The sequence below is a fragment of the Legionella oakridgensis ATCC 33761 = DSM 21215 genome (assembly GCF_000512355.1).
GTDB classification, from domain to species: domain Bacteria; phylum Pseudomonadota; class Gammaproteobacteria; order Legionellales; family Legionellaceae; genus Legionella_A; species Legionella_A oakridgensis.
The window spans coordinates 2,033,582-2,047,261 of the sequence record NZ_CP004006.1 but is presented as its reverse complement, the minus strand read 5'-3'; the positions used below and the strand labels follow the sequence as shown (position 1 = coordinate 2,047,261).

The following is a 13,680-nucleotide window of genomic DNA, read 5'->3' as shown; positions in this document are numbered from 1 at the left end:
TGCTGGACGTGATGAACATTAATTGGCTCCAAGACGAACTAATTCTTGATAGGTTTCCGGTTGTCTTTGACGATTAAATGGGAATAATCGGCCCCACAAGGCGCGTTGTTCAAAATTCAATTCGGCCACCAATACAGCGGATTCATTGCGTGGCGCTTGTACCAGTATTTCTCCCAGAGGATTGCTAATGAAGCTGCTGCCATAAAACTCTAAACCATCCTCGCAACCAATTCGATTGACAGCAATAATAAAGGTGTTACTCATGATGCCCTGAGCCACCATGACCTTTTGCCACATGGGTTGACTATTAAATCCTGGCGCGGTTGGCTCGGCACCGATGGCCGTAGGGTAGACTAAAACCTCTGCACCTTTTAAACCATAAATTCGGGAGAGTTCTGGGAACCATTGATCATAGCAGGTAGGTAAACCGAACCGATGACCTATAATTGAATGAACAGGATAATTGGAATCTCCTGGTTTGAAATAGTAATCCTCATGATATTTCTCACCGCTCGGAATATGTTGTTTACGAGTAAAACCAATGAATTTACCCTCGTTGTCGTAGGCAATAGCGGTATTATATCCGGCCTGTTCAAATAAGGAAGCGGTAATGCAAACCTTTGCTTCTCGTGCGCAAAGGCTTACAAATTGCGCGGTAGGGCCTGTGTATAAATCTTCTTTATAGGGTGTCGCGTCTACGTCTGCACGGGTGCAAAAATAAGGAGATAATGTTAATTCCTGCAAACAAACGAGCTGTGCCCCTTGTTTGGCCGCGGCAAAAATTCCGGAAGCAATATGATCCTGGTGTTCCTTGGGATTTTCATACCATCGCTCCTGGACTAAAGCAACTTTTAATGTGTGTTGAATCATAAAAACGCCCGTTAACATTAAGGTTATGTAAAGTTTTTAGTTTTTGAATTGTAATATTATATTGCCCTTGGTTCTTCTTATAGAAGAAGACTGGAAGGAATGTTTTTAAGAACTTCTTCCTCATCTAACTATGCAGGGCTAAAAGCCTGGCAACTCTGAAGTCAGGTTCTAAGATTGTATGCATTGGTTTTTTTGACTCTATGAAAGAATCAGGGTGCATGCATGACAACAATTCATACGCTATAAGAATGATATTATAACGGCGATGATTTGCTGATGTATACGAAAATATTGGGATGTTAACACGGATTTGCAAGTAGGGCATTGGCTACTTTGGATTGATTTTTGCGTCCCAAGACTTTGCAAATCATGTCACCGGCCGCGACGATTTTAAAAATATCAACGCCGGTTTTAATTCCCAAGCCATGCATCAGATACAAGACATCTTCAGTGGCAACATTTCCTGTGGCGCCGCGAGCATATGGACAGCCACCAAGACCCGCTACGGAACTGTCAAACCGATTGATTCCACATTGCAGCGCTGTGTATATATTTGCGATGGCTTGCCCATAAGTATCGTGAAAATGCATGGCGGCTTTTGCTAAAGGCATGCACGAGGCAATGGCTGCAATTAATTCGTTGGTTTGTTTAGGTGTACCAACCCCAATCGTATCACCAAAACTGATTTCATCCACCTCAAGCTCAAGCAATTGACGAGTGACCTCTGTCACTTGCTTGGGTGTAATATGCCCTTCATAAGGACAGCCAAGGACACAGGAAATATAAGCACGAGTCCGGATTTTTTCAGTTTTTGCCAATGACACGACTGGAATGAAACGACGAATGCTTTCTGCAATAGAGCAATTTATATTGCGTTGATTAAACGATTCACTGGCGGCCGTGAAAATAGCGATTTCTTCAACACCTGCCTCGATGGCTTTTAATAGACCTTGCTCATTGGGGACCAGCGCCGAAAAATGCATTCCTGCCGGTTTGTCAATTCCACGGAATACGGCATCGCCGTCTGCCAGCTGAGGAATGGCTTTCGGCGAGACAAAGCTTGTTACTTCAATGTGTTGTAGGCCACTTTGGCCTAGTAAGTTAATTAAATTGATTTTGTTTTCTGTGCCTACAAAGGAAGGTTCATTTTGTAAACCATCGCGCGGCCCAACTTCAATGATTGTCACTTGCTGTGGATAATTCATTGCTGTCCTTATGCAAACGTGCTTGCATGTTCCTAACTTGATTTTTCAACGGAATTAATGTCGTTTTCTGTTCCTAAAGCAATTAATTCTGCGCCTTCATGGACTTGGGCGCCAATCTCAAAAAAAATGTCTGTCAACACACCATCGCTGGGAGCTTGAATGGTGTGCTCCATTTTCATGGCTTCCAAAACCATGAGTTGTTCACCTGCTTTAATTCGATCTCCTTTGTTTTTCAGAATGGCAACGACAGTCGCTGGCATGGGCGCTGTAAGTTGTGCCCTAGGATTTCTGGATGCGCTGGTAGACTGTTGCCAGTTAAAGCGCTCGACTGCAATGGAACCGATTGGTGTGTAAAAAATCAGGCGTTCAGGCAAAGGTTCGACAAAGGCTTGCCAGCGTTCGTGACCATCATCAAGTTGCAACTGATTTCCGGCCAGTTTAACATGCATCTTGATGAGTTTCTCTCCATATTGAATCGTTAGTTGCTCAGCATCCACCGGCATCACCATGACTTCGAACGGTTCATTTTCAATAAGATAGCGCCAGCGCCACTGGCCTTTTAAGTGCATTTGCCAGGCAAATGTTGCTCTATGCAAGCTATCTTTTTGTGCCATGTTATTTAAGGCATAATCGAAAGCCGTTGCCATGTGTAAGGCCAATTGTTTATTGACCGTTGGCAATTGGATAGGTTCCTGAACCAGGAAGTCAGTACAAAGTTCGGCTTGAATAAACCTTGGGTGACTTATAATGGCTTGCAAAAAAGAAATATTTGTTTTAAGCCCGCCTAGATAATAATGTTTTAAACCTTGCTGAAGACGCAACAGAGCTTGGTGACGGTCATTTCCCCAGGCAATTAATTTAGCAATCATCGGATCGTAATGCATGGTAACGAAGGAATGACAGGCAACACCGCTGTCAATGCGTAAACCTTCTCCTACTGGTTCTTTAAGAAAACGAATCTGACCGATGGAAGGAATAAAATTCTGGGTTGGATCTTCGGCGTATATTCGACATTCAATGGCATGTCCCTTGGCTTTTAGCTCGTCCTGTTTGCACGGCAAAGGTTCACCGGCAGCGATTTTTAGTTGCCATTCCACCAAATCTAGTCCAGTTATCATTTCCGTGACCGGATGTTCTACCTGCAGCCGGGTATTCATTTCCATGAAATAAAAATGTTCTTGTTCGTCAACCAGGAATTCAACCGTGCCTGCGCCGAGGTATTCAATTTCACGCGCTACGGCTATAGCAGCTTCTGCCAATCCTTGACGCAAGGATTTTGATAAGCCAGGTGCTGGTGCTTCTTCAATGATTTTTTGATGGCGGCGTTGAATGGAGCAGTCGCGCTCATATAAGTGAACAATATGGCCATGGCTATCGGCCATAATTTGTATTTCTACATGGCGTGGGTTACTGATAAGTTTTTCAATGAGCATGGTGTCATCGCCAAAACTGGCTTTCGCCTCACGGCGGGCACCGGCCAGTGCTGCAGAAAAATCGGCTTCTTCATAAACGGCGCGCATGCCTTTCCCGCCGCCACCTGCTGCCGCTTTGAGCAAAACGGGAAAACCTAGTTGTTTGCTTTCGGCAAGCAAGCGTTCATCAGATTGGTCACTGCCATGATAGCCGGGGGTTAAGGGCACACCGGTTTTTTCAAGCAGTTGTTTGGCTATTTGCTTGGAGGCCATGGCTTCCATGGCTGCTATCGTTGGGCCAATAAAAATAATACCTGCCTTGGCGCAAGCTTCTGCTAAACGCGGATTTTCTGATAAGAAACCATAACCTGGATGAATCGCTTGGGCACCCGAGGTCTTAGCCGCTGCTAAAATGGCATCAATATTCAAATAGCTGGCAGACGCTTGAGGCTGACCGATGCAAAATGCTTCGTCGGCTTGGGATACATGCAAGCTGTTACGATCCGCAGTGGAGTAAATGGCAACGGTTTCAATACCCATGCGACGTGCGGTTTTAATAATGCGACATGCGATTTCACCGCGATTGGCAATCAAAATTTTACTAAACATAGGTATACTTTTTCCTTTCTAGTATCATGATTGTTGTTTCCGCCTCTTTCTTACTTCTTTATTTTCAAACCATTGCCGTAAGCCTTTTTTCTTTAACCAACATAACATTCGTTGCAAAAGGGGAGGACATGCAGGCTGATGGTTAATCCCAATTGGGTGTTTCCTTATTTAAAAATGCTTGCAGACCACGTTGACCTTCTGCTGAAGTTCGTTTTTTGGCAATTAAAAAAGCCGTTTTATGCAGCAGTGCTTCATCAATGGGTTTTCCTGCCACTTGATGCACTAATGTTTTGGCTTCACGAACAGCCAAGGGCGCTAATTGAGACAATTGTTGGGCATAGGTGAGTGCATAGTCTGCAAGTGCGTCTTCAGGAACACAAAATTGCACCAGTTGCAATTCATAAGCGCGTTTGGCATCGAATGTTTCAGCCGTCATAAATAACCAGGTTGCTGCTCTGGAACCAATGGCTTTGATGACGTAAGGACTAATGACGGCCGGGATTAATCCTAATTTGACCTCAGAAAAACAAAAACGGGCGTTTTCTGCAGCAATGGCAATATCGCATGCGGCAACCAATCCGACGCCACCACCAAAAGCGGCACCTTGTATGACTGCAATGGTAGGTTTTGGGCTATGATGCAAGGTATACATCACTTTTGCTAAAATTTCTGCATCGGCCACATTTTCCTCTTCACTAAACTCAGCCATGCGCTTCATCCAATCCAAATCAGCACCGGCGGAAAAATGACGACCATTTGCTTTTAAAACGATCACACGCACGTCAGGATTGCTGTTGGCTTCTTCTAACCGTTGTTGTAAACCTGCCAATAGTCGATCATCAAAGGCATTATGTTTATTCACTCGATTCAGAGTTAGCAGCAATACATGACCTTGTTGTTCACTTAATATATCATTCACATTAAATCCTTGTGCTTACATGCGAAAGACACCAAAAGAAGTGGATTCTATCGGCGCGTTTAATGCAGCCGATAGACTTAACCCGAGAATTTTACGCGTGTCTTGAGGAGCAATGACGCCATCGTCCCATAACCTTGCGCTGGCATAATAGGGATTTCCCTGCGTTTCGTATTGTTCGCGCAATTTGGCTTTGAACCGTTCTTCTTCCTCGATAGGCCATTGAGTGCCTTGTTTACTATGCTTGTCTCGGTTAATTTGTGCGAGTACATTTGCGGCTTGTTCTCCGCCCATCACTGAAATGCGTGCATTTGGCCAAGACCATACAAAACGAGGAGCGTAAGCTCGTCCACACATGGCATAATTACCGGCTCCGAAACTGCCACCGACCATCACTGTAAATTTAGGTACTTTGGCATTGGCAACGGCGGTGACCATTTTAGCACCATGTTTAGCAATGCCCCCCGCTTCATATTTGCTTCCTACCATAAAGCCAGTGATGTTTTGTAAAAATAACAATGGAATTTTCCGGCTGCAACAGAGTTCAATAAAATGCGTTCCTTTTAAAGCACTTTCAGCAAATAGAATACCATTATTAGCAATAATACCGATTGGATAGCCGTAAAGATGAGCAAATCCGCAAACCAAGGTAGTGCCATACAACGCTTTGAATTCTTCAAATTCTGAGCCATCAACAAGACGTGCAATAACTTCGCGCATGTCGAACGGTTTACGCGCATCGGTTGGTATAATACCGTTAAGTTCGGCAGGGTCGTAAGCCGGTTCAAAACTGGTTATGCGTTGCAGGCATTCTGGTTTGCGACGATTTAAGTGGCCAACCACACAACGGGCCAGATGCAAGGCGTGTTCATCATTTTCAGCGTAATAATCGGCAACTCCGGATTCCCGACAGTGCACGTCCGCACCACCTAATTCTTCAGCGCTGATTATTTCACCCGTTGCTGCTTTAACAAGAGGTGGGCCCCCTAAAAAAATAGTGGCTTGATTGCGCACCATGATGGATTCATCTGCCATAGCAGGTACATAAGCGCCACCGGCGGTGCATGAACCCATGACTACGGCAATTTGAGGAATATTTTGCGCAGACATGTTGGCTTGGTTATAAAAAACTCTGCCAAAGTGATCGCGGTCAGGGAACACTTCATCTTGCAGTGGTAAAAAGGCGCCGCCTGAATCCACTAAATAAATGCAAGGAAGGTGGTTCGTCTGGGCTATCTCCTGGGCGCGTAAATGCTTTTTCACGGTTATGGGATAGTAAGTTCCTCCCTTTACAGTCGCATCATTAATGACAATCATACATTCCTGATTGGCAACTCGGCCAATTCCCGTAATTAATCCTGCGGCCGGTAATTTATCCTCATAAACGTCATAAGCCGCCAATTGGGATAATTCAAGAAAAGGACTGCCAGGGTCTAATAGTTGTTGCAAACGTTCTCGTGGCAGCAATTTTCCATGTTTTAAATGACGAGCACGAGCTTTTTCATCGCCACCCAAGGCAATGTCTGCAATGGTTTTTTCCAGCTCATCCACTAGACGCTGCATTGCAGCCTGATTCGTTTTGAACTCGGAACTGGTTGAATTCAGTTGACTGATAATTTTTGCCATCGTTGGCCCTTTATTGAATAAGCACTTTGCTAAGCACAACAACCAGCCATAATAGCCAAGTTATGTGGATAAAATAAGGCATATGTCGGCCTTTAATCAATCGATAGACAAGAGCAGGCACGGCTGCTATGGCCACTGGAATTAATACCAGGGAAAACACTTTGCGAATCATGATGCCTGTTTCGTTAGCACTGAAGATGGGTGATAATTTGAGATTGACGTAGGTATAAAACATATCAATATAGACAATCATTAAATGCGCATAAGCAGCAAAGATAACAACGAGTATACTTAAAAAAGATACATCATACTTTGTTTGAGCATAAACTCCCTCAACGTTATTAGAGACTTATGTCTCATTCCAAGAGGTTGGAATGAGCATAAGCCTTCATTGGGTTTAAATCAATTCCAGTGCTACGGCGGTTGCTTCACCGCCACCAATACAAAGAGATGCCACGCCTCGACGTTTATTCTTTTGCCGGAGGGCATGGATGAGTGTCACCAGGATTCTTGCTCCTGATGCGCCAATTGGATGTCCTAAAGCACATGCTCCACCATGGACATTCACGGTTTCAATATCTAATTCCAAATCTTTAATCGCTGCCATTGTTACCACAGCAAAGGCTTCATTGATTTCATAAAGATCAACATCATTTGGTTTCCAACCCGCTTTATTAAGTACATGGCGGATTGCTGCAACTGGAGCGGTGGTGAACCATTCGGGTTCTTGCGCATGGCTGGCATGAGCAACGATTCTGGCTAATGGTTTCAACCCACGTTTTTCTGCGTTTTCTGCCGTCATTAAAATCAAACTGGCGGCACCGTCAGAAATGGAGCTGGAATTGGCGGCAGTGACGGTTCCATCGGCTGTAAATGCCGGGCGTAATTGCGAAATTTTTGTAATTTTTGCACGATCCGGTCCTTCATCTTGACTAATGGTAACGTCTTCTTTACGTCCATGTACGAGAATTGGCACGATCTCATTTTTGAAACTGCCATCTTCCTCTGCTTGCAATGCGCGCGTCATGGAGCGTGTGGCATAGGCATCCTGGTCTTCTCGGCTAAAATGATAGCGTTTAGCCGTGGCTTCTGCGAAAACACCCATTAATTTACCACGGTCGTAGGCATCTTCCAGGCCGTCAAGAAACATATGATCTTTTAGTTCTCCATGACCCAGACGATAACCGGAGCGAGCTTTATTCAGTAAATAAGGAGCATTGCTCATGCTTTCCATGCCGCTTGCAAGGATTACTTGCGCAGAGCCTGCTTTAATCAGATCATGCCCGAGCATGACGGCCTTCATGCCTGAGCCACACATTTTGTTAATGGTGGTTGCCCCTTTTGAGTCCGGTATGCCAGCGAGTCTTGCGGCTTGTCTTGCTGGTGCCTGGCCAATACCGGCCTGCAGCACACAGCCACTGAGAACCTCATCAATATCAGCAGGAGAAATGCCTGCCTGCTCAATGACCGCCCGATGTGCTGCAGCCCCCAACTCTGGAGCAGATAAAGAAGACAGGTTGCCCAACATATTTCCTGTTGGTGTTCTTTTGGCTGCAACAATAACCACGTCATCGTGTTTCATGGGAAAGTTCCTTATCTATGGTAGAGATAGAGTATATAGTCGTTATTTGGCAATAGGTAAAGTGATTTATTTTCCTTTTATAAAAGGGATTATTTTTGTGAGAACCTGTCTTCATAGTCTAACGGTGCAGGGCTAAAAGCCTAGCAAAACCCCGAAGACAGGTTCCGAGTTTCCATGCATTTGAACCAGACTTAAAAATCCCGATTTGTTTCCCTAAAAAGGAATGAGTGACAACAAACGTATGCAATAACGCCCCTTTTCTAATTATATATAAGAGAATAAACAAATGCAGGCTAATGAGCCGTCTCGTTAAATAATTCCCTTCCAATTAACATACGCCTAATTTCGGAAGTCCCTGCACCAATTTCATACAATTTTGCATCTCGTAATAGCCGGCCTGTTGGATATTCGTTAATGTAACCGTTTCCTCCCAGTGTCTGAATGGCTTGAAGGGCCATTTGCGTGGCTTTTTCAGCCGTATATAAAATGACACTGGCAGCATCTTTACGGCTGACCAAACCATGATCACACGCCCGAGCAACTGCATAGAGATAGGAACGAGAGGCGTTTAGCTCTGTATACATATCGGCCAATTTCCCCTGAATGAATTGGAATTCGCCAATCGGTTGTTTGAACTGTTTGCGCTCATGAACATAAGGCAGTACAACATCCAGGCAGGCTTGCATGATACCAACTGGGCCTGCAGCAAGAATGGTGCGTTCATAATCCAGCCCACTCATGAGTACTTTAACACCTTGATTGAGTTCACCCAGTATATTTTCAGCAGGTACTTCGCAATCTTCAAAAACAAGCTCGCAAGTATTGGAGCCGCGCATACCTAATTTATCGAGTTTCTGAGCAGTACGAAAACCTGGAAAATTTTTTTCAATGATGAACGCACTGATTCCGCGGCTGCCAGCCTGTTTATCGGTTTTAGCGTAGACCACCAGCACATCTGCATCGGGTCCGTTGGTAATCCACATCTTTGTGCCATTAAGGATAAAATAATTACCTTGCTGACGTGCATTCAATTGCATGCTTACCACGTCTGAACCAGAATTTGATTCACTCATGGCAAGGGCACCAATGTATTCGCCGCGAATCAATTTGGGCAAATAACGTTTTTTTGTTCACTATTTCCATTCAAATAAATCTGATTGACACACAGATTGGAATGAGCGCCATAGCTTAAGCCCACCGATGCAGAAGCACGTGATATTTCTTCCATGGCAATGGCATGCGCTAAATAGCCCATGTCTGCCCCACCGTATTCTTCGCTGACTGTGATACCCAATAAACCTAAATCGCCGAATTTTCGCCATAGATGGTTAGGAAAAGCATTATTCGCGTCAATTTGGGCAGCGATTGGAGCAATTTCATGACAGGCAAACTGATAAACACTGTCGCGGAGTAAATCATAAGTTTCGCCGAGTTGATGTTGCAGACCATGATGCATAATGACTTCCTGAAGCTATCATAAATACGTTAGACTATACCTGTCCTAGTTGTTGTTGTGAAGATATAAGGGAGAATAACCTGATGCGCGAGTTGGTACTTTGGGGTCATCATGTTGATGAATACGCGGAAATGTTTGATTTGTCTGAGAAAGATTTCAGTGCTCGTTTATTGGAATACGGTTGCGGCCCAAGCGCCATTAATGCAGAACTACATGAGGCAACTGATCATGTCGTTAGTTGCGATCCTTTATTTGCTTTGGATAAATCAACGTTATCGACTAAAGTGTCCTTAATTTTTGCGGATATGGTTGCTAAAGTAAAGCAAGCTCAGGATAAGTTTGATTTTACTCGTGATGGTAGTCTGGATAATTTAATTGCCAAACGTCGCAAGGGGATGGCAGAATTTTTTGCCGATTACGAACGAGGACGTGTCGAAAAACGGTATCTTCCAGTGACTGATTATCATCTGCCTTTTGCGGACTTTTCATTTGATTTTGCCTTAAGTTCCCATTATTTGTTTGCTGATTTGGATGATCAGGATGTTGATTTCCACTTGAAAATTATTCGCGAACTTGCCCGTGTGGCCAAGGAGGTACGGATTTTTCCATTAATTGACCGTTACGGCCAGCCATCGTCCTTTTTAGGACCGGTGCTGTTAGGATTGCAGGAAAGTAATTTTGGTGTGGAAGTACGCGAAGTGAAATATCACTTGCAATCTCATGGTAACGCAATGCTGCGTGTCTGGGCCCAGCAATGTGAGGTTTGAGATGTTACCATGTATCAACAACTAATCAGGCCACTGCTATTTTGTTTGGATGCGGAAACCGCGCATGAGTTGACCTTATTTGTTTTGCAGTATCTCCCCAAGCTATGTTTTTCCAAGCCGGCTTCTTCACCCGTGCAGGTCATGGGCCTGAAGTTTCCTCACCCTGTTGGACTTGCTGCGGGCCTTGATAAGAATGGGGCGTATGTGGATGCGTTAGCCAAACTGGGTTTTGCTTTTATTGAAGTAGGAACCGTCACTCCCAGACCTCAGCTGGGTAATGTTAAGCCACGTCTGTTTCGCTTACCGGCAGCCCAAGCACTTATTAACCGCATGGGGTTTAATAATCAAGGCGTTGATGTTCTGGTGGCCAACATAAAAAAAGCCAATTATCAGGGAATTTTAGGAATTAATATTGGAAAAAATAAAGATACGCCATTAAATGAGGCAGTAAACGATTATTTGTACTGTTTACGGAAGGTGTATTTACAAGCATCGTATGTAACCATCAATATTTCATCTCCAAATACACCGGATTTGCGGCAATTACAGCACCGTGAGTATTTTAATGATTTGATCAGCCAATTGCGGAAAGAACAGTTGCAATTGATGGACCATCATCAGCGTTATGTCCCATTAGTGATTAAGTTATCACCGGATGAATCTGATGAAGCGTTGAAAGAAATGGCAGACGTGATCGTATCTCATGGTATCGATGGTATTATTGCTACCAATACCACTTGTGCGCGTAACGATGTAAAACATCTATTACATGGAAATGAAGAAGGTGGTCTGAGTGGTCGGCCCTTGGCCGCAAGATCAACACAGTGTCTGCAACTATTAAAACAGAGGGTTGGAAATGAAGTTGCATTCATTGGTGTAGGGGGGATTGATTGTCCTGCGGCAGCGAAGGATAAATTGGCAGCAGGCGCTTCTTTATTACAAGTATATACTGGCTTGATTTATCAAGGCCCTGCCTTTGTAAAAGCATTGGTCGAAGGAATAGAGAGTTCTTAGCCTTTTATACGACGGTCTGCCATGCGTTTATTTTTTCTTGATACTCTTGGCATGCTTGAAAAATAAGATATGATCTTGCCTACCGTTACGACTTGAAAGCCATTATGAACGCATTTTTTTTCAGGTTATTAGGCCGATTTTTTTTGTTGTTTCCATTAGTTGCTCATGCTGCAGAACATCAAATTCCCTCAATTCTGCTATATCAGGGAAAGCCAATCGATGCGCTTTGTTTTTTGAGGCCGCTGAATCTGAAGGCGTTGCCGATTTAGCGCAATGCGGTCTGCATGCTGAAGCCGGGCGAGGTATTTCAGGCCAAAACAAACTGCTTACGGCAAAAGGATTTGTTGGTTATGATTACCACTGGCAAGTGGAGGGTGGTAGTGACATGCAGGGTTATAGCTATTACAAACCATTTGGAATGGTTGCTGAGTCTGCCATTGTTGAACTTCTTAATAACAGTGGTGGTACGGGGCAATTTTCAACACTCAGCTTGGTGGCACGTACAGGCAATAAAATAAAGGTGACTTCACTTCATGGTGGCGACCGGTGTAATGGTGGCCTGGTGAAGGTTGTCAGAAAAAAAAGCGGGGCAGAAGAGTATTTGCAATATAGCGTTAATGTAACCACCTATGATCTTTTATCGTTGGCTGGTGAACCTGTTAAAGCTTATGATGATCTGGAAGCTTGTGCTATATGCTGTAAAGCGGTTGCTATTTTTCAACGTCCTATTAGCGCTGATATTGCCAAAGAGAAGCTGCTTTATGTGGATTTATCTGCTTATCCTCAGAGCGAGGGAGAGGCTGCAGCGAATACTCCCTATCAAACATGCTTTAATAAGTTTTTACAAACATATCAGCGAAAAAATACATCAAGACTGGATTTAAAAGGACTGCAACGATTTGTGCAGCAATTTAATGAGCAATGTGTCTCACATTCTGGTTCGTGAGGCTGATGCTTCTTGAGGTGGGCAATAAGAGATTGCCCACTATCACAGTGCTGGAGTGGAATGATGCTGGTGGGCGACGTCTTCTTCAGCAAATTTCCGTTCAATAAACTGAATACGTCTGGCTAATGAGCCATTAATATTAACCAAATGAATTTTATTGAGCTCAGTAAGCAGGCTGTGTTTGTCTTTAATTATACCATCATCCATTTTTTTAACGATTTGTGCGACTTCTTGAATGTGATGACGATTCCAATGCCCAGTGAAAAAGCGCAGCCACCAGGAATTGCCTTTGGTATAATCATTCAATAGGGCGCGTGCGCTTTGTAATGGATCTTTTGACGTTTGATATAATTGATGATAAGACGCTGGTGCTGATAGAGTGGTAGCCTTGAAAAAAGATACGCTGTGTTGCGGATGCACTGTTTCAGCGTGCAACTGCGTTGCCTTTGGTTCCGGTTTATGAGCGGAAGATTGTTTTGCTGTTTCTTTTCTGATGACTGCCATTCTTCTCGGAGCCGGAGCAATTTCTCTGACGGGCTCCTCTTGTAAGGCGGGTAATATTCGTTCCATATCTCTTCTGCCGTCTTCAACAAGTCGTGAGCGTGGAAGTGGCTGGGGAGGTGTGGAAATAATAATTTTAGGCCTTGCTCCAGGAGGTTGTAACCAGGGATCATCCGAGTGCATTTGTCGCCCTTGTAAATAGGCAGCGTAAAAAGGATTGCTAGAATCAGTCGATGCCAGTTGCAATTTTTCGTCATCGGCAAGAGCCATAAAAGCATGCAACTTATCCAATTCAGTTGTGTAGTAGTTGGCCAGTGGTTTGTTTGGAATTTTTTGATTCTCTCCCCAAAAACTGGGTTCTGCCAAGCCATCGCTGTATTGCAAACCAGAATCAAAATAAGAGGTATTGCTATGCTCTCTAATGGGTAACATCAAACTGTAGCCTGCTCCAATGGCACGATAAACATCAGCGATTGCGCCGGCAACGATTTGTTGTTGAGTGAGATTTTTTGACCATTGTTCCATACTGGTCGTGGGTAAACTGAGCGTCGGATACCCTTTACGACCAATATCAGCCGAAGCGGCGGCAAGCCCTCCGCCCCCTTTAATTGAAAATAAGGTTATATTGCGGCCATGATGACCGGAGTTGCCAGGGAATAGAAAGACTACTTTTTGGGGATCCAACCCTTGATCGATGCAGGCGGTTTTGAATGAAGCTGCGTCGATATACCCTGCATAATAGATAATTTTCATAAAACATAATGAATCGTGATTTT

11 protein-coding genes and 1 pseudogene are annotated in these 13,680 nt (G+C 44.1%); 3 read left to right on the top strand and 9 right to left on the bottom strand.

Features of this window, described 5'->3' with window-relative positions:
* Positions 1–18 precede the first annotated feature (18 nt).
* The 8 genes and pseudogenes from LOA_RS09945 to LOA_RS09910 all read right to left on the bottom strand — a co-directional run bounded on the left by LOA_RS09945 (position 19) and on the right by LOA_RS09910 (position 9,676).
* Complete coding sequence (locus tag LOA_RS09945) at positions 19–870, bottom strand: carbon-nitrogen hydrolase (protein WP_025386212.1); 852 nt, start codon at positions 868–870, stop codon at positions 19–21.
* Positions 871–1,169: 299 nt separating this feature from the next.
* Positions 1,170–2,075, bottom strand: a complete 906-nt coding sequence (locus LOA_RS09940; RefSeq protein WP_025386211.1) for a hydroxymethylglutaryl-CoA lyase — start codon at positions 2,073–2,075, stop codon at positions 1,170–1,172.
* Between the two features lie 32 nt (positions 2,076–2,107).
* Complete coding sequence (locus LOA_RS09935) at positions 2,108–4,096, bottom strand: acetyl-CoA carboxylase biotin carboxylase subunit (protein ID WP_025386210.1); 1,989 nt, start codon at positions 4,094–4,096, stop codon at positions 2,108–2,110.
* Positions 4,097–4,238: 142 nt separating this feature from the next.
* A complete protein-coding gene (locus LOA_RS09930) occupies positions 4,239–5,015 on the bottom strand; it encodes an enoyl-CoA hydratase-related protein (protein WP_025386209.1) in 777 nt (258 codons plus the stop codon).
* Between the two features lie 15 nt (positions 5,016–5,030).
* Positions 5,031–6,638, bottom strand: a complete 1,608-nt coding sequence (locus tag LOA_RS09925; RefSeq protein ID WP_025386208.1) for a carboxyl transferase domain-containing protein — start codon at positions 6,636–6,638, stop codon at positions 5,031–5,033.
* A gap of 10 nt (positions 6,639–6,648) precedes the next feature.
* Positions 6,649–6,891, bottom strand: coding sequence for a hypothetical protein (locus tag LOA_RS09920; protein ID WP_338010451.1), 243 nt, complete (start codon positions 6,889–6,891; stop codon positions 6,649–6,651).
* A 144-nt stretch (positions 6,892–7,035) separates the two neighbouring features.
* Positions 7,036–8,220, bottom strand: a complete 1,185-nt coding sequence (locus LOA_RS09915) for a thiolase family protein (RefSeq protein WP_025386207.1) — start codon at positions 8,218–8,220, stop codon at positions 7,036–7,038.
* A 293-nt stretch (positions 8,221–8,513) separates the two neighbouring features.
* A pseudogene (locus LOA_RS09910) lies at positions 8,514–9,676 on the bottom strand (isovaleryl-CoA dehydrogenase).
* A gap of 83 nt (positions 9,677–9,759) precedes the next feature.
* On the opposite strand from LOA_RS09910, the gene LOA_RS09905 reads away from it, so the two are divergent.
* From LOA_RS09905 to LOA_RS09895, 3 genes are all read left to right on the top strand, one after another.
* Positions 9,760–10,443, top strand: a complete 684-nt coding sequence (locus LOA_RS09905) for a class I SAM-dependent methyltransferase (RefSeq protein WP_025386206.1) — start codon at positions 9,760–9,762, stop codon at positions 10,441–10,443.
* 9 nt (positions 10,444–10,452) lie between these two features.
* A complete protein-coding gene (locus LOA_RS09900; protein WP_025386205.1) occupies positions 10,453–11,457 on the top strand; it encodes a quinone-dependent dihydroorotate dehydrogenase in 1,005 nt (334 codons plus the stop codon).
* Positions 11,458–11,683: 226 nt separating this feature from the next.
* A complete protein-coding gene (locus tag LOA_RS09895) occupies positions 11,684–12,403 on the top strand; it encodes a hypothetical protein (RefSeq protein WP_025386204.1) in 720 nt (239 codons plus the stop codon).
* Between the two features lie 42 nt (positions 12,404–12,445).
* Here the strand turns inward: LOA_RS09895 and LOA_RS09890 are convergent, their stop codons facing one another.
* Positions 12,446–13,657: a DUF5617 domain-containing protein gene (locus tag LOA_RS09890; RefSeq protein WP_025386203.1), complete on the bottom strand. Its 1,212-nt coding sequence runs from the start codon at positions 13,655–13,657 to the stop codon at positions 12,446–12,448.
* Positions 13,658–13,680 lie beyond the last annotated feature (23 nt).